Annotated in this window: 15 protein-coding genes; 4 read left to right on the top strand and 11 right to left on the bottom strand. The window is 46.5% G+C overall.

The annotated features are described in order from the left end of the window. Positions 1-92: 92 nt before the first annotated feature. From B9Y77_RS09160 to B9Y77_RS09110, 11 genes are all read right to left on the bottom strand, one after another. Positions 93-1,037: a LysR family transcriptional regulator gene (locus B9Y77_RS09160; protein WP_085491316.1), complete on the bottom strand. Its 945-nt coding sequence runs from the start codon at positions 1,035-1,037 to the stop codon at positions 93-95. A 143-nt stretch (positions 1,038-1,180) separates the two neighbouring features. Further along, positions 1,181-2,392, bottom strand: coding sequence for a MalY/PatB family protein (locus tag B9Y77_RS09155; RefSeq protein WP_085491315.1), 1,212 nt, complete (start codon positions 2,390-2,392; stop codon positions 1,181-1,183). 122 nt (positions 2,393-2,514) lie between these two features. Beyond that, positions 2,515-3,318 carry an ABC transporter ATP-binding protein gene (locus B9Y77_RS09150; protein ID WP_085491314.1) on the bottom strand — a complete coding sequence of 268 codons (804 nt, stop codon included), beginning with the start codon at positions 3,316-3,318 and terminating at the stop codon, positions 2,515-2,517. Further along, complete coding sequence (locus B9Y77_RS09145; protein ID WP_014545831.1) at positions 3,312-4,274, bottom strand: ABC transporter permease; 963 nt, start codon at positions 4,272-4,274, stop codon at positions 3,312-3,314. The genes B9Y77_RS09150 and B9Y77_RS09145 overlap by 7 nt, the downstream gene beginning before the upstream one ends. A gap of 69 nt (positions 4,275-4,343) precedes the next feature. Next, positions 4,344-5,330: a PLP-dependent cysteine synthase family protein gene (locus B9Y77_RS09140; protein ID WP_085491313.1), complete on the bottom strand. Its 987-nt coding sequence runs from the start codon at positions 5,328-5,330 to the stop codon at positions 4,344-4,346. Positions 5,331-5,345: 15 nt separating this feature from the next. After that, positions 5,346-6,434: an ABC transporter substrate-binding protein gene (locus B9Y77_RS09135; RefSeq protein WP_014545829.1), complete on the bottom strand. Its 1,089-nt coding sequence runs from the start codon at positions 6,432-6,434 to the stop codon at positions 5,346-5,348. Positions 6,435-6,602: 168 nt separating this feature from the next. Further along, positions 6,603-7,700, bottom strand: coding sequence for an ABC transporter substrate-binding protein (locus tag B9Y77_RS09130; RefSeq protein ID WP_085491312.1), 1,098 nt, complete (start codon positions 7,698-7,700; stop codon positions 6,603-6,605). Between the two features lie 16 nt (positions 7,701-7,716). Next, positions 7,717-8,469: a hypothetical protein gene (locus B9Y77_RS09125; RefSeq protein WP_085491311.1), complete on the bottom strand. Its 753-nt coding sequence runs from the start codon at positions 8,467-8,469 to the stop codon at positions 7,717-7,719. Positions 8,470-8,714: 245 nt separating this feature from the next. After that, a complete protein-coding gene (locus tag B9Y77_RS09120) occupies positions 8,715-9,701 on the bottom strand; it encodes a PLP-dependent cysteine synthase family protein (protein ID WP_085491310.1) in 987 nt (328 codons plus the stop codon). A 15-nt stretch (positions 9,702-9,716) separates the two neighbouring features. Then, a complete protein-coding gene (locus B9Y77_RS09115; RefSeq protein WP_085491309.1) occupies positions 9,717-10,217 on the bottom strand; it encodes a GNAT family N-acetyltransferase in 501 nt (166 codons plus the stop codon). Between the two features lies 1 nt (position 10,218). Further along, complete coding sequence (locus tag B9Y77_RS09110) at positions 10,219-10,629, bottom strand: NifB/NifX family molybdenum-iron cluster-binding protein (protein ID WP_085491308.1); 411 nt, start codon at positions 10,627-10,629, stop codon at positions 10,219-10,221. Between the two features lie 402 nt (positions 10,630-11,031). Here B9Y77_RS09110 and nifH point away from each other — a divergent pair, with 402 nt between their 5' ends. The 4 genes from nifH (at position 11,032) to B9Y77_RS09090 (ending at position 16,532) form a co-directional block, all read left to right on the top strand. Then, entirely contained in the window at positions 11,032-11,877 is an 846-nt protein-coding gene (nifH, locus tag B9Y77_RS09105) for a nitrogenase iron protein (RefSeq protein ID WP_014545823.1), read from the top strand. A gap of 26 nt (positions 11,878-11,903) precedes the next feature. Next, positions 11,904-13,508, top strand: a complete 1,605-nt coding sequence (locus tag B9Y77_RS09100; RefSeq protein ID WP_085491307.1) for a nitrogenase component 1 — start codon at positions 11,904-11,906, stop codon at positions 13,506-13,508. Between the two features lie 17 nt (positions 13,509-13,525). Continuing rightward, positions 13,526-14,878, top strand: a complete 1,353-nt coding sequence (locus tag B9Y77_RS09095; RefSeq protein ID WP_085491306.1) for a nitrogenase component 1 — start codon at positions 13,526-13,528, stop codon at positions 14,876-14,878. Positions 14,879-15,320: 442 nt separating this feature from the next. Continuing rightward, positions 15,321-16,532, top strand: coding sequence for a hypothetical protein (locus B9Y77_RS09090; RefSeq protein WP_085491305.1), 1,212 nt, complete (start codon positions 15,321-15,323; stop codon positions 16,530-16,532). Positions 16,533-16,539: the final 7 nt, after the last annotated feature.

Here is a 16,539-nt window from a genome sequence, read left to right as displayed (position 1 = left end):
AATACTTTATTTTTAGCGTGTTTTATAGGTTTTTGCTATAATAAAAAACGCCCATCGTTGATGGGCGTGATGCAATGAGTTTGTACGCTTGATTAGGCGCTTGGATTGTGCTCAGCGGTGTAAGCCTTGAGGTATTCTTCCATCTCGCGGATGTAGATGCGGCAGATGGTGCTGAGCATAAAATTCTTCTTGGTGATGTAGCCAATTTCCATTGAACGGTCGTCTTCGCCTTTGGCGTCCTTGAACGGCACGGCAACGTAATCGGAACCGTTGATTTCTTCGCTAATGATGCCGGAGCAAAGCGTGTAACCGTTGAGACCCACCATCAAGTTGAGCATTGTGGCGCGGTCGTTTGCCTTAATGGTTTTGTGGTACTCGTTTGTACTCAAGATTTCTTCGGCGAAGTAATAGTTACCGCTTTCGCCCTGTTCAAAAGAAAGGCACGGGTAATCCGAAAGGTCTTCAAGGTTCACGTAAGGCTTGTTGGCGAGTGGATTGTTTTTCCACATGTAGGCGTAAGCCTTGCAATCAATCAGCTTTTGGAAAACGAGATCGTGTTCCTTGAGCAAATACGTGATGTACTTGCGGTTGAAATCGCTCAAGTAGATGATGCCGATTTCACTGCGGAGGCTCGTCACGTCATCGATGACTTCTTTGGTCTTTGTTTCGCGGATGGCGAATTCGTAATCATCGATGTTGAACTTTTTGGCCATGTTCACGAAGGACTTGACGGCGAAGGAATAGTGCTGTGTCGAAACGGCGAAACGCTTCTTCTTCTGTTCTTCCTTGCTGTAGCGTTCGAGAACGGACTCGTAATGGTTGTAGAGCTCGTTCGCGCGGGCGATGAATTCTTCGCCTTCGGGCGTGAGCGTGATGCCTCGGCTTGTGCGGTTGAAAACGGTGATGCCGATTTCATCTTCGAGCTCGCGGATGGCTGTCGTGAGAGACGGTTGGGATATGAACAAGGATTCGGCGGCCTTGTTGAAGGAGCCTGCTTTTGCAATCCCGATGGCGTAACGTAATTGTTGTAGTGTCATGTTCTGTTTATATCCCTTTATAGTTACGTGGTAAATATAAGAAATTTAATAGAAGAATCCTATATGTATTGTAGGAATATTAAAAAAAGAAGAAACCCCCAGGTGGATTCTAGGCTTCCTGGGAGCTTCTCGATGTGCGTAGCCTATGTATTGAACGCAACTTTTAGTCTATCGAGTGCCTCGACCAGGATACTTCGTGGACAAGCAAGGTTAAGCCGCTGGAATCCTTCTCCGTTGTTCCCGAAAAAGATCCCGTTGTTGAGCCACAGTCGCGCCTTGTTGCGGACGCGATCTTGGATTTCGTCTGGCGAAAGTCCTGTCCCGTTGAAGTCTATCCATGCGAGGTAAGTCGCTTCCATTGGCGCAAGCTTGACGCCTTTCAAATTTTCTTTAATAAATTTGTCTGTAAATTCAATGTTGCCTTTGATGTACTTGAGGAGGGCATCGAGCCAGACTTCACCTTTGCTGTAGGCGGCTTGCGTCGAGACGATTCCCTGGATGCTGACTTGGCTATAACCGGTGGCAAAGATTTGCTTGCGGAACGCGTGACGGATTGATGGATTCTTTATGAAGGCGTGTGCGATTTGGATGCCTGCCAAGTTGAATGTTTTTGTTGGCGCCGTGACGATGATGGATTTGTTGGCCAGTTCTTCGCTTATGGAGGCGAATACGGTGTGCGTACCTTCAAAGACGAAATCGCTGTGGATTTCATCGCTCACGACGATTACATTATGCTTGAGGCAAATCTCTCCGAGGCGTGTAAGTTCTTCGCGAGTCCAGACGCGACAAACGGGATTATGCGGGCTGCAAAGCAAAAAGAGCTTGATATTGTTTTCGACAATTTTCTTTTCGAAATCTTCAAAGTCAATGTGATAGCGACCGTCTTCGCCGTAAACGAGATCGTTACTGACAACTTTGCGTTCGTTGTCTTCGATGACGTCAACAAAGTGCATGTAGACCGGCTGCTGGATAAGTACTCCATCGCCAACGTTTGTGAATGCTTTTATTGCCATGCCAAGCGCGAACATCACACCGGGAATCTTGATAATCGATTTGCGGTCTTCTATATCATAGTGGTGTCGGCGGTGGTAGAAATTTTTGATAGCTTCGTAGTAGTCTTCTTTGGGTTCGCTGTACCCGAAGATTCCATATTCGGCAACGCGGGTCAACTCATCTTGAATAAACGAAGATGTCTTGAAATCCATGTCAGCAACCCAAAGCGGGAGAAGACTGTATGGATCTTCACCTGGCTTTACAACACGGCGTTCAATAGCAAAATCGTATTTGATAGAGTTGGTATGGCGACGCTCAATAACGGTATCAAAGTCTAAATTTCGTTCTTTAATTTCTGACATGGCGAGTCTCCCTTGCAAAATTTTGCAGTTGTAGGCTTTTCACGCCGGCACATAATATAGAAGGAATTGATATTTTTGTCCAATATTATATTTCTAGCACCTTTTATAGATTTTGACTATAGCTACAAGTAGTATTCCGGTTCCTGAATCTTTCCTGCAAAGTTTAGCAGTTCGAGAATCTTTTTGCGGTATTGGATGAACGTGTCCTGTGTTCGTGCGCGCGGGAACGGGAGTTCGATTTTGATGACCTGCTCGATTTTTGAGGGGCGGGCCTTCATCACGACAACGTAGTTGCTGAGGTAAAGGGCTTCGTCAACATCGTGCGTGACCATCACCATCGTGGTCTTGTACTTTTCCCAAAGGCGGTGGATTTCGTCTTGCATCGCCATGCGCGTGAAAGCGTCCAGTGCACCAAGAGGCTCGTCCAAAAGGAGAATATCCGGGTGGCCGACAAGCGCTCTTGCAAGGCTTGCTCGCTGATTCATGCCGCCGGAAAGTTCGTGCGGGTATGATTTTTCGAATCCCTTGAGCCCGACCGTTTCGATGAATTCGTCAACGTCTTGCTTGTGTTCCTTGTACACGTGGCGGGCCCTGAGCCCAAGCGAAATGTTGTCGCGGATGTTGAGCCATGGGAAAAGTGTTGCTTGCTGGAATGCAAAACCGCGATCGGCACCGGGCTTCGTAATTTTTTTGCCATCGACAAATACGCCGCCCGAAGTGGGTTCGGCAAGTCCTGCGATTTGCCTCAAGAGCGTTGTCTTTCCGCAGCCGGATGGACCGATAAGGCTCACGAAACTGCCTGCGGGAATGTCGAGATTGACTCCGCTCAGTGCGGCGACGGTTTCGCCTTCGTTACTGATAAATGTCTTTACAAGATTATCAATGTGGATTGCGCCTTTTACGTTTTCGATATTTTCTGCTACCATTTCAAAGTTCCCTTTTGCCAATTCAAGATTTTATCGCGCAATTTAAAGAGCAGGGTGAGTATGAGCATGCAGTAAACTGCAATGACGATGATTCCTGCGTAAACACCGCTATAGACGAGCATGGCCTTTTGCCAGGAGATGTACCAGCCGATACCGTATTTGACGCCGAACATTTCTGCGGTCATGAGCGCCAAGAATGCACTGATGATGCCGTAGAATACGCCAAGGAAAATGGAGGGCATGGCGGCCGGGATGCCGACTCGGAAAATCTGGAAAGCGCTACTTGCGCCGAGCGTGCGTGAAACTTCAAAATAGGCTTTGGGGACAGCCTGTATTGCAGAGCTCGTCATAAGCGCAACCGAGAACCAGACGGAAAGTGCAATGATAAAAACGCTTGCGCCAAAAGTTGTCGGGAAAATTGTCAACGAAATCGGAATCCAGATTGTTGCGGGAATTGGGCCTATCAGCTTGATGTAAGGGTTGATCCAATAATTGAACTTTTTGTTGAATCCAAGGAGAACGCCTGTGATAAAGCCGAATCCGGCACCGTAGAGGAATCCTGTGACTAAAAGTTTTGTCGAGTGCCAAATGCACTTGAGGATGATTTCGTAGCCTTCGAAAAACTGGGCGAGAATGTTGTCGTATTTCGGGAAAAACAAGACGGGGAAGAGGGCGAGCTTTCCGATGACAATGTCAATGATGGCGACGACGATTCCGACGCCTCCCCAAAACGCACCGGAATATTCCAGGCCTTTCTTCAATTTTTTGACAAAGGTGGAGACGATGCCGAGGATGAATGTAGTGGCCAAAAAGAAATACAAAATCCAGGTGTAGTAAGCTTCTTCAGCTTCTGGGTGTTCGTCGCTGTCTTCAATAAGCAAGTGGATGGCAAGTGCGACAATGACACCTAAAAAGGGTAAAAATCTTCTTAATGTGTTTATTAGTTTATTCTTCATTTAAACTCCTTGAATAAAAAAGCTCCTCCCCTTGTGAGGTCACGGGAAGGAGCTTGTACACAATGAGTCTTACTTCTTCAATGCGTACACTTTGGTGGAAAGGTATTTGAAGCCGTTGTCTGCAGTAATGACAACAACGTTCTTACCTTCGTTTTCCGGGCGGGCGGCAACGATGGATGCGGCGTAGATGCCTGCTGCGCCAGAAGTTCCGAGGAAGAGGCCTTCATGTTCGGCAAGTTCGTGGGCAACGCCTGTAGCCTGGAGCGTAGAGACTTCAATGTATTCGTCATAGATCGAAGAATCGTTCAGCAGAGGAGGCGGTTCCGGAACGTTTGCGAACGGGGCAACACCATCGATCACGCCATGTTCTTCAGCTTCCGGGGTGAAGAAGCGAGAATCCGGAGTGGCCTGCACACCGACGATTTTCACGTTCGGATTGTGTTCGCGAAAGTACTTGGAAAGACCATTGAGCGTACCGCCCGTGCCTGCCATGGAAACGATAAAGTCTACCTTGCCATCCGTATCGGCAACGATTTCCGGGCCGGTGGTGTAGTAATGGGCGAGCGGGTTGTTTTCGTTTTCAATCTGGTTGATGAAGAATGCATTGTGTTCTTCGGCATACTTGCGGACGTCGGAGAGCAAGACGGCAACAGAGAAGGAGCCTTCTTTCAGGAGTTTGCTTACGTTCGGAAGGGCGTCGTAACCGAGGAGCGTTGCTCCATAGGTCTTGATCACTTGTACGCGTTCTTCAGAACCACCCGGTTCAAAGAAAACGGTGAGTTTGTAGCCCTTGGCAGCGGCGATAGCGGCAAGGCCGATGCCCGTGTTACCGCTTGTGATCTCAACGATTTCTCCACCCGGCTTGAGCTTGCCTTCGCGTTCGGCTTCTTCAATCATTCTGAGGGCTGCGCGGTCTTTCACGGAGCCGGACGGGTTGAAGTATTCGAGTTTTGCCAGGATATGGCCCTTGGCATTGTGATTCTTTTCAAAATTGTGGAGCTCCAGCAGCGGAGTGTGGCCGACGAGCTCGGTAATGGAATGGTGAATATTGGACATTGTTACCTCTCTTTTTTAAATGTTTTTCACAAGAGATTTCGGCTCTTCGAAATTTTCTGTGAATTTATCGGTGGCCTTATCATAGGAGTAGCCATCCGGAATTTTGATACCCTTTGATTCGAAGTCAGCAAAGTGACTCTTGACGAACTTTTCGATGTTCAATTTTTTCTTCAAGACTCCCGTCTTTTGAAGCTCTGCAGCAACAATATTGAACGTGCGGAGCGCGGCCTTGCGGGACGGAATGTGACCGTAGCTTTCGAGCAATTGGGCGTTGAATTCTTCACTGCCAGAAACGACATCCTTCGAGAGCTGGAGTCTTGCGGCTTCGCGCGGATTGCTGTTCACGAATGCGGATCCGCGAGCGACAGCGCGCGTGTAAGCGGCGGCACCTTCCGGATTTTCCTTCCAGAGCTTGAGTGTCACGAATGCGACGCAGCAGTATTCTACGGCAAATTTCGGATCGATTGCGGTGTCGAGCAACTTGCGCAAGCCGTATTCTTTTTCGGCGGTTGCTGCGGTTGGATCATGAAGGGCGATAATGTCAACAGCGCCTTTTTCAAGGGCAATCGGCAAGTCGCTTGCACCATAGACGATGAATTCGACATCCGCTTCCGGGCCGTCTGCGACGATACCCAAATCGCGGAGTTTGCGTCTGAACGACATCACGGAACTATCGGATAAACCGATAACGCCTACCTTGGTTTTACGTCCCTTCAAATCTTCCAACTTTTGAATCGTCGATTTCTTGGTGACGTAATACTTGGTGCAACCCGTATGAACACCGGTGACAAAGACGATAGGGAGCCCGTTTTGAATGGGCTGAAGTTCGGTAGCGAGCAAGTCGTTCCCTGCATCGACTTTGCCTGCGACGATGAGCTCGTTCACAGAATTCTTTCCTGCATCAACAGGAACCATTTCGAATTTCTGACCAATCTTTTTGAATTCCTCGTCAAAGTAACCTTTGAGCCAAGCGACATGAACCGGGGCACTACACAACACACCAGTATAGTGTGCGATTCGGACTGGTTTGAAATCGGCAAAAGCGCTTGTTCCGAGGAGGAGGGCGCTTATGAGCGTAGTCTTAATGATGCTTCGTAAATTCATTTTTGATTCCCTATTTTTGATTGTGAAAAGGTATAAATCACTTTTTCTAAATCAAAGATGTTTTGAAGGTGGAAAAACAAAATAATTTAAAAATACTTTGTTCTAATTTTATTCGTATATTGGGCGCTATAGGCTATGGTTATATAAACCTAGTTGCGCTCCTACTTTTTAGTTCTCAACGATATTTTTCGCTAAGGTTTTCGGTTCTTCGGTCGTTTCTGTAAATGTGCCTGTATCCTTATCGTACTTGTAACCGTCAGGAACGTGAATCCCCTTAGACGCAAAATTGGCAAAGTGGCTTGTGATGAACTTTTCGATGTTCAACTTTTTCTTGAGTACGCCCGTTTTTTGGAGTTCCGTGGCGACGGTTCTGAATGTGCGAATCGTTGCTTTGCGGGATGGAATGTGGGTGTAGCTTTCAAGCAGTTTGGTGTTGAAATCTTCGCTTCCGGGGACGATGTCCTTTGCAAGCTGGAGTCTTGCTGCTTCACGCGGGTTAGCGTTGACGAATGCGGAACCGCGAGCGACTGCACGTGTGAATGCGGCTGCACCTTCTGGATTTTCTTTCCAAAGTTTGAGGCTCACGAATGCGATGCAGCAGTATTCTACGGCAAATTTCGGATCGGTGGCGGTGTCCAGAAGCTTACGGAAACCGTATTCTTCTTCGGCTGTTGTTGCGGTTGGATCGTGAAGGGCGATAATGTCCACGGCTCCCTTTTGGAGTGCCAATGGCAAGTCGCTTGCGCCATAGACAACGAATTCGACATCCGCTTCGGGGCCATCGGCGACAACACCAAGGTCACGGAGTTTTCGCTTAAATGTCATAATTGAACTATCGGACAATCCAATGACGCCAATTTTGCTTTTGCGCCCTTTCAGGTCCTTGAGTTTTTTGATGGTCGATTGCTTTGTGACGTAGAACTTGGTGCAGCCTGTGTGTACGCCTGTTACAAAGATAATCGGGAGTCCGTTTTGGATAGGCTGAAGTTCAGTGGCGAGAAGTTCATTACCTGCGTCCGCTTTCCCAGCGACAATCAAGTCGTTGACGGAACCGGAACCTTCGGCAATCGGTACCATTTCGTATTTTTGCCCGATCTTTTTGAATTCTTCGTCGAAAAATCCTTTGAGCCATGCGGTATGAACCGGAGCACTGCACAACACTCCTGTGTAATGTGCGATTCGAACTGTTTTAATTTCGGCGAAAGCGCTTGCTCCGAAAAGCAGAGCGCTTATAAGTGTTGTTTTAATGAGGTGTTTAAAATTCATTATTGCTGCCTCCTTTTTAGAAGCTGAATGTTGTTTGGAAAATGTAGCCGGATTGATAAGCGCCATGAGCAGCGTATTCAATATCGGTGTAAAGCGTCAGATTGACGTTCTTGTTAACGTTGTAAGAAATGCCGGCCCAGAAAGAAATGTTGGAAGCTCCTGTTCCGGATTCGGATTTGTCTTCGTTCTTTGAATCTGTCAACTGGCTCGTAAATACAAAGCCTGTAAACGGAGAAATACCGGAGCTGAATGCATAATAGAATTCAAAACCATAATCAGCAACGAGACCGCGTTGGACTCCATCATGCTTGAAAGGAACGGTCAAGCCAAATTCATTACCGATACCGAACTGTTCGGAGATGGGCAAGAACCATTGAACGCCGCCCTTGAGGCTAAATTCCTGGCTGGAAATTTCTTTTTTTCCGGCGGGAATGTTGGCGTCTAAGAAAACGGAGAAGTTGGGATTGAATGCGTATTTTGCACCCACGCTAAAGTCCTTGAATCCGTCACCTTCTTTTGTTTTGTCATTCGGATCGGCAAAAAGCTGGTAGCCGAGACCGGTGAGGCTCAATTCTAATCCTTTGACAACTGTATAGCGGGCGTTCAAGTCAAAAGATGTGGAATGGAAATCTCCATTGTACCAGTAGTTTGCCTTGATTCGTGCTTGACCCTGATGTTCGTCGAGAACAGTGTAATAATCCCATTCAGCAAATGAACTGACAGTGGCAAGGGCAATAACGGAAATAATTTTTTTTGCATTGATATTCATTGATAAACTCCTTGTTTGTTTTGTTTTTTAATGACAGGTTAAAAGTAAAAAGCGCTTTTTCGCAGTCAAAGAGTTTTGTCAATTGAAAAAAACAAAATAATTTAAAATTATTTTATTCTAATTTTGTTTAAGTATTGGGTGCTATCGCTCGCAATTATACGTATTGATTTATGTTATCGGAACATATAAAAAAACTCCTTCCCGCATTAGCGAGAAGGAGTATTAGGAGTTTTATGCGATGAGTCTTACTTATTCAAAGCATAAACTTTTGTGGAAAGATATTTGAACCCATTATCGGCTGTAATAACGATAATGTTCTTGTCTTTATTTTCAGGACGCGCTGCGACAATTGAGGCTGCATAAATGCCCGCTGCACTTGATGTGCCCAGGAAAAGCCCTTCGTGTTCGGCAAGTTCGTGCGCTACAGCTTTTGCCTGTAATGTAGAAACTTCGATGTATTCATCATAAATCGAGGAATCCGTCAAGAACGTAGGAGGTTCTGCGACATTTGCAAATGGTGCGACACCGTCGATAACGCCATTCTTTTCGGCTTCTGGCGTGAAATAGCGGGAGTCCGGAGTCGCTTGCACACCGACGATTTTGACATTCGGATTCTTTTCGCGGAAATATTTTGAAAGCCCGTTCAGTGTTCCGCCTGTGCCTGCCATCGAAACGACAAAATCTACTTTGCCATCGGTATCTTCCCATATTTCAGGCCCTGTGGTATTGTAGTGGGCGAGGGGATTGTTTTCGTTTTCGCATTGGTTGATGAAAAATGCGTTGTGTTCTTTGGTGTACTTTGTGATGGCCTCGATAACGATGTTGTCGCAAATTGTGCCGTCTTCAAGAGCTTTTTTCAATTCGGGAATATCTTTGTAATCGAAAAGCTGCGCGCCATAAGTCTTGATGACTTGAATGCGTTCCTTGGAACCGCCGGATTCAAAGAATATCGTGACTTTATAACCTTTTGCGGCTGCGATGGCGGCAAGAGCAATGCCTGTGTTTCCACTCGTGAGGTCAACGATTTCTCCACCCGGTTTCAGTTTCCCTTCGCGTTCGGCTGCTTCAATCATGCTGAGGGCGGCGCGATCCTTGACAGAACCTGTAGCGTTGAAATATTCGAGCTTTGCCAAGATATGGCCTTGGGCGTTGTGGTTCTTTTCGAAATTGTGAAGTTCAAGAAGCGGTGTATGCCCAATAAGTTCTGTAATAGAATGGTGGATATGTGACATGTTTACCTCTCTTTGTTAAAACGTCAGTCGCATTTGATTCCAGACAACGTTTCCGTGAGTCGAATCCGCCGAAATACCTTCATCGACAAAACCAATTTTGGCGTAATAATGTACGAGCTTTTCTTTGCAAGTGAGAACAACGCCACGTCTGCTTTCTGCTTTTGCGTTTTGGACGAATAATCTCAATAGCTTTTCTGCGCAACCTTGATGGCGGTATTCGGGGATGGTGTTGACTCCGAATATCATTTGCCATGCTCCGTTTGGATTGTGCATACCGGCGTCTTCGTACATTTTGTCATTCAAATCGGGAATATCCGTTACAAATCCGTCTACGAATGAAATCAGCTTGTCGCCATCGAACATCAGCAAAAAATAGTCCGCATAGCGTTCCAGACGCTTTTGGAAATCTTCATGTTTTGCAGCTTCTGCTGGCGGAAAGCATGTTGCTTCGACTGCGGCAATCGCATTGCAATCGGATAGCGTCGCTTTTCTTATCGTAAATTTGCTTAGACTCATTTTAGTCGTTGTGATTTGATTTGAATCGTAATGCGCGTTCTGCGATTTTGTTTCTGTAAATGTTGATTTTTGCAATGGCTTCGCTGATGGGGAGCGCGATATCGAATGCGCGTACATTGAAGCGGGCCAATGATTGTATAGCTTGCGGACCAAGCTGTTCGCAAAGCACGTAATCTAAATCGGCTAGATTCTTGGCTGCTGCATACATCGATGAATGCTGAACTTCGCGCTGGCCACAAGTGCCGTCTCCGCAAGAACCATCGCAATGTTCCGGCTTTAAACGGACTTCGACTTTCTCATATTTTCCGCTTGTTTCGTCAACTTCATAGATGTCAAATGCGGCTGCGTGTCCAAAGTGAACATTGACATTTACTCCGTCATTCGTGGCAACTGCTACTTTGTATTTAGCCATGTAAAAAGCCTCCTTAACGCAAATGTAAAATGAACCACGAAGATGAATTTTCTACGTGGCTAAACTCCCGGCGTACCGGTTTAGTTTATATAAAAGAACGGTTACCTAGCGTTCTGTATTCTTTTAAATTTTTGCTTCTGTTCCGAAGTCCCGCATAATTTAAAAAGCGTAATAGGTAAATGCAATATAAAACCCTGTTTGAACAATAAATAAAGTTCGATTTTCTTGATTGCGATAGAAACTAAATGAATTGGGTGATAAAATGAAACTATAACAATGTTGTAAATTGGATTTTTTTGAACGGAATGGGCTAAAAAAGTATTGAAAAGGGTAGACGCAAATTCTAAAATTTCGCAAACCTAGCGTTTCTGTAGGTAAATAAACCTAAGGAGACATTTCATTATGGCAAAACGTTTACGTCAGATTGCAATCTACGGTAAGGGTGGCATCGGTAAATCTACTACGACTCAGAACTTGACCGCAGGCCTTGTGGAACAGGGCAAGCACGTGCTCGTTGTCGGTTGCGACCCTAAGGCGGACTCTACTCGACTCTTGCTCGGCGGCCTCCACCAGAAAACCGTGCTCGATACCATTCGCGACAACAAGACCGAAATCCAGCTCTCTGACCTCGAAAAGGTCGGTTTCAAGGGCGTGCGCTGCGTGGAATCCGGTGGCCCGGAACCGGGCGTGGGTTGCGCTGGCCGCGGTATAATCACTTCTATCAGCATGCTCGAACAGCTCGGCGCTTACACCGAAGATCTCGATTACGTGTTCTACGATGTGCTCGGTGACGTTGTGTGCGGTGGCTTCGCCATGCCGATTCGTGAAGGCAAGGCCAAGGAAATCTACATCGTGGCTTCTGGCGAAATGATGGCTCTCTACGCTGCAAACAACATCTGTAAGGGTATCGCAAAGTATGCCGAACGCGGCGAAGTTCGCCTCGGCGGTATCATCTGCAACAGCCGTAACGTCGATAACGAACTTGATTTGCTCCGCGCATTCACCAAGGAACTCAACACGCAGCTCATCCAGTACGTGCCGCGCAACAACATCGTGCAGCAGGCCGAAATCCGCAAGAAGACCGTGATCGATTTCGAACCGAACTGCAACCAGGCCAACGTCTACCGCGAACTTGCAAAGAACATCGACGAAAACGAACTCTTCACTATCCCGACGCCGATGACGCAGGACCGCTTGGAACAAATTCTCATCGACTACGGCATGATGGAAAAGGATTACTCCATTTAGCGAGAACCGGCAGGAGGTAAAAATCTATGGCATCAACTAACATTAATTTAAATATGACCTCGGTCGAAAACCGCGAATATCGACTGGGTACCATTATCGGTTGGGACGGCAAAGCCAGCGACTTGATCAAGGAATCTGCCTACGACGAACGCAGCGCGAAAAAGCACGGTGGCTGCGCAGGCAAGGGGGCCGGCTGTAAGCTTTGCGAATTGCAATCTCCGCTCAACCAAGAAACCATGTGCTCTAACGCTATTGTCCAGTGCCAGGTGGGCAACCTCACGGACTGCGCTTTGATTGACCATTCTCCGATCGGCTGCAGCGGCGAAAACTCCAAATTCAACCTTTCTATGCATGTGGGCCTTAAGCGTCGTGGCAAGCCTTTGCAGAATACTTTGAACATCAGCACCAACCTGAAAGAACAGGACATGGTGTTCGGTGCTTCTGAAAAGCTTCGTCAAACGATTCGTGATGCAAAGGAACGTTTCAATCCCAAGGCTATTTTCATTGGCATGGCTTGCGCTACCGCTATTATCGGTGAAGACATCGACTCCATCGCCGAAGAAATGGAACCGGAAGTTGGTGTGCCTATAATCCCGCTGCACTGTGAAGGCTTCCGCTCCAAGCATTGGTCCACGGGCTTCGACATTGCATTCCATGGCGTTCTCCGTCAAATTGTGAATCGCCATCCGACCAAAAAGCAAAATGACTTGCTCAATATTGTTGCTCTTTGGGGAACGGACTATTTCTCTGAAATGCTTGCTCCGCTTGGGCTCCGCGTCAACTACCTCTTGGATACTGCATCTTTCGATGAAATCCGCCAGGCTTCTGAAGCTGTCGCGACTGCTACCTTCTGCGATACTTTGGGTGGTTACATGGCTACCGCACTTGAAGAATCCTTCGGCGTTCCGCAAATCGATGCTCCGCAACCGTATGGCATTAAGGGCACTGACGAATGGCTCCGCGCTATTGCAAAAGTTGTTGGCAAAGAAAAAGAAGCTGAAGAATATATCGAAAGTGAACATAAGCGTATTGCTCCGAAGCTCGCTGAACTTCGCGAATTTTTCAAGGGCAAGAACGGCATCGTAATGACGGGTTCTGCTTATGCTCACGGCCTTATCAGTGTTCTTTCGGAACTCGGAATAGGCCACGATGCAGCTCTCGTGTTCCATCATGACCCCATTTACGATGGTGCAGGAAAGCATCAAGACACCTTGAAGGAACTTGTGGAAACTTACGGTGACATTCCTCACTATACTGTAAGTAAGACTCGTGCCTTCCAGCTTCCGCAACTTTTGAAGCGTGCCAAGACGGACTTCTTGCTCATTCGCCATCCGGGCCTTGCATCTGTCGCGGGCCACCTCGGATTCCCGACCCTCACCATGGGCGACGAACATATTCCGGTGGGCTACGAAGGTATCCTCCGCATTGGTGAAATGCTCAAGGGCGTTCTTTCACGTACAAAGTTTAACCAAGTTCTCAAGCGTAATGTGAAACTCCCGTATTCTGATTGGTGGCTTGCTCAGGACGATCCGTTCTATCTGACGCATCACCCAGAAGCACTTAACGACCTTCCTGAACCGAGAAATCTCAAGTTCAGCAGAGGCAAAGAATCTAATTCAGAAAACGCATAATAAGGGAGATTTCGAAAATGTCAGAAGCACTTAAAACAAAGAAAAAAAGCAATTCTATTTCGGACCCCCGCTATTCTTGTGCAGTCGGTGCGTCCAATACGGTTGTCGGCATCAAGGGTGCAGTTCCTATAGCCAACTGCTCTCCAGGTTGCCAGCTTAAGCAAACCGCATTCCTCACTTTTGAAAACGGCTTCCAGGGCAGCATTTTCGCTGGTGCTGGTAACATGCCGAGTGCAAACTCCACCGAAAACGATATCGTGTTTGGCGGCATCAAGACTTTGGATCAGTTAATCAAATCGACACTCAAAGTTTTCGATGGCGACCTTTATGTTGTTCTCACGGGTTGCGTGGGCGGCCTCATTGGTGATGACGTCCCCAGCTTGGTGAATGAATATCGCGATTTGGGTTACCCGATTGTGGCTGTGGATACCGCAGGCTTCAAGGGCAATAACCTTTTCGGTCACGAAGAAGTGGTAAACGCCATTGTCGATCAGTTTGTGGGCGATTACAAGGGCGAACGCAAGAAGGGTCTTATCAATCTTTGGTTCGAAGTTCCGTATTACAACCAGAACTGGCGCGGTGATTACCAGGAACTTGCCCGTATTCTCCGTGGCGCTGGTTTTGAAGTGAATGTGCTCTTTGGACCTGAAAATAACGGTGTCAAGGATTGGTTGCGCATTCCGGAAGCTCAGTTTAACTTGGTGGTCTCTCCGTGGGTCGGCGTGAGAAATGCTGAACACCTTGAGAAAAAATATGGTCAGCCGTTCCTCCATATTCCTGAAATTCCAATCGGTGCCGAAGCAACTGCTGCATTTATCCGCAAAGTTGTTGATTTTGCCGGAATCGATAAGGAACAGAGCGAAAAGTTCATTGAACAAGAAAATGGTATTTATTACTACTATTTGGAACACTTCTCTGAATTCTTTGCTGAATACTGGTACGGTATGCCGAGTGAATTTGCAATTACTGCTGATTCCGCTTACACGCTTGCCTACACCAAGTTCCTTGCCGACCAAATCGGCCTTATTCCGCGCAAGGCGATTATCACGGACGATCCTCCGCAGAAATTCCGCAAGACCATCGAAGATGCTTTCCATAACATCAGCGAAGGTGTCGATGTTGAAGTGGAATTCGAAGAAGATGGCTACTTGATTGAAAAAGCTATCAAGGAAGTTGATTTCTCTTCTGGAAAGCCGTTGATTCTTGCTTCTTCTTGGGAAATCAATCTTGCCAATGATAAGGGCGCTTTGTTCTTTGAAATTACGCCTCCGTCCAGCGAAACTTTGATTATCAATCGTAGTTTCGTCGGTTATAAGGGTGCGCTTAATTTGCTTGAAAAAATTTATAGCGCATCCGTTGGCGGAAAATAATAAAAAATGCCGTAAAAAGTTGACCCCGGCACTGTGGCCGGGGTGACAGAAGAGAACGTCATGCCCGACTTGATCGGGCATTTCCTTTTTTATAATGCTCGTATGATAAACTCCGGCGTAAATCTATTGTACATGTATAGGCTACTGCTATTTGAGTTTATTTTGTATAATTATACTTTATATGTAAATAAATTTCTTATATCGTGTGATAAAAATAAAGTATTTTACAAATCATTTTTTCTTTTCTAATTTAAGCGTTGCATTCGAGAACATTGTGTTCCGAAACTTCCACAAATCAACACGAGGATACCTATATGTGTTGTAGCTGTAAATTCTCCAATAACTAAGCCAAAGCCTTTTTGAAGGCTAATCGGCAATTTTAAAAGTGCGCAGAATATTGCTCTGCGTGGTTACTAAACTCATAAAAAATAGGAGTTTCTCCATGAATTTCAATATTAAAAAATTTATAGCTCAAATTGTTCTTTTGTCTTCAATTACTGCAATTGCTGCTGAACCTATTGCTGTTACCACGAAATCTGGCGTAAGTGCTACACTCTATGGTTTTGCGTCTTTGAACGCCGCCTACGAAGATTCCAAGAGCAATAATGGCAACTTTGCAAACTTTGCTGCTCAATCGGATATTGCCAACAAAAACGATGGTGGCTGGCATTTCACGCCGAATCTCACTCGAATCGGTTTGAATCTTTCGAGTGGTAGCGATACTTCGTTCTTCAAGGCGAACGGTAAAATCGAAGTTGATTTCTACGGCGGCGGTTCCGGTAATGCGCCTGTCCCACGCCTCCGTCATGGTTACGGCGAAATTTCTTTTGGCAAGTCCGGTTTCTCCATTTTGGGCGGTCAGACATGGGATTTGATTTCTCCCCTCGTGACTCCAACGCTCAATGCTGGCGTTCTTAACAACTCTGGTGATCCGGGCCTTCGCAGAGCACAACTCCGACTGACCGAAAAAGTTCCTGTTGGTAATGGCTCTTTAGACTTTGCCGTTGCTCTTGTTCGCACTATCGGCGAAACGCAGCCGTACAACACTTCTTCTGCTTCAGAGACCGGTGTCGATGCAGACGTTCCTACCATTCAGGGACGCATCGGTATTGCCATTCCGCTTTGGGTTGAAAACAAAAAGTTCGGTTTAGGTATTTCTGGTCATTATGGCCAAGAAGAAGTTGACTTGGATGCCACTGGTGATACTAAGGATATTCCCTCATGGTCTTTTAACGTCGATTTGACTCTCCCCATCACAAGCAACTTTACCTTCCTTGGTGAGTATTTTGTCGGTGCTAATCTCGATACATACGCAGCCGGTATTGGACGCGGACTGGTTTCGAATACTGAAGACCCCGAAAGCGTAAGAAGCATTGGTGCTTACGGTGGATGGATTGCCTTGCAAGCCAAATTTATCCAAAAGTTGGCCTTTAATGTGGGTGCCGGACTTGACAAGCTAAAACGTGAAGATATTAGAAAAGCCGGTGGCCGTGAACAAAACTTCTCGTTCTTTGCCAACACGACCTACAATTTGACAGACGCATTCTCGTTGGGATTCGAATACCTTCACGTTCAAACGGATTACTTGATCGCCAATACGGTAAAAGAAGCGGACCTGAATCGTTATCACCTTTCTGCAACTTACGCCTTTTAACAATGGA

The organism is Fibrobacter sp. UWB13 (assembly GCF_900177805.1).
GTDB lineage: Bacteria > Fibrobacterota > Fibrobacteria > Fibrobacterales > Fibrobacteraceae > Fibrobacter.
The sequence above is the reverse complement of the archived record's forward strand: the minus strand, read 5'-3'. Positions and strand labels throughout refer to the sequence as shown.

Coding starts and splice junctions, on each gene's coding strand:
- B9Y77_RS09140 (WP_085491313.1), bottom strand. CDS start 5,330: ATGTCCAATATTCACCATTCCATTACCGAGCTCGTCGGCCACACTCCG.
- B9Y77_RS09160 (WP_085491316.1), bottom strand. CDS start 1,037: ATGACACTACAACAATTACGTTACGCCATCGGGATTGCAAAAGCAGGC.
- B9Y77_RS09125 (WP_085491311.1), bottom strand. CDS start 8,469: ATGAATATCAATGCAAAAAAAATTATTTCCGTTATTGCCCTTGCCACT.
- B9Y77_RS09145 (WP_014545831.1), bottom strand. CDS start 4,274: ATGAAGAATAAACTAATAAACACATTAAGAAGATTTTTACCCTTTTTA.
- B9Y77_RS09155 (WP_085491315.1), bottom strand. CDS start 2,392: ATGTCAGAAATTAAAGAACGAAATTTAGACTTTGATACCGTTATTGAG.
- B9Y77_RS09150 (WP_085491314.1), bottom strand. CDS start 3,318: ATGGTAGCAGAAAATATCGAAAACGTAAAAGGCGCAATCCACATTGAT.
- B9Y77_RS09130 (WP_085491312.1), bottom strand. CDS start 7,700: ATGAATTTTAAACACCTCATTAAAACAACACTTATAAGCGCTCTGCTT.
- B9Y77_RS09115 (WP_085491309.1), bottom strand. CDS start 10,217: ATGAGTCTAAGCAAATTTACGATAAGAAAAGCGACGCTATCCGATTGC.
- B9Y77_RS09120 (WP_085491310.1), bottom strand. CDS start 9,701: ATGTCACATATCCACCATTCTATTACAGAACTTATTGGGCATACACCG.
- B9Y77_RS09100 (WP_085491307.1), top strand. CDS start 11,904: ATGGCATCAACTAACATTAATTTAAATATGACCTCGGTCGAAAACCGC.
- B9Y77_RS09135 (WP_014545829.1), bottom strand. CDS start 6,434: ATGAATTTACGAAGCATCATTAAGACTACGCTCATAAGCGCCCTCCTC.
- B9Y77_RS09110 (WP_085491308.1), bottom strand. CDS start 10,629: ATGGCTAAATACAAAGTAGCAGTTGCCACGAATGACGGAGTAAATGTC.
- B9Y77_RS09095 (WP_085491306.1), top strand. CDS start 13,526: ATGTCAGAAGCACTTAAAACAAAGAAAAAAAGCAATTCTATTTCGGAC.
- nifH (WP_014545823.1), top strand. CDS start 11,032: ATGGCAAAACGTTTACGTCAGATTGCAATCTACGGTAAGGGTGGCATC.
- B9Y77_RS09090 (WP_085491305.1), top strand. CDS start 15,321: ATGAATTTCAATATTAAAAAATTTATAGCTCAAATTGTTCTTTTGTCT.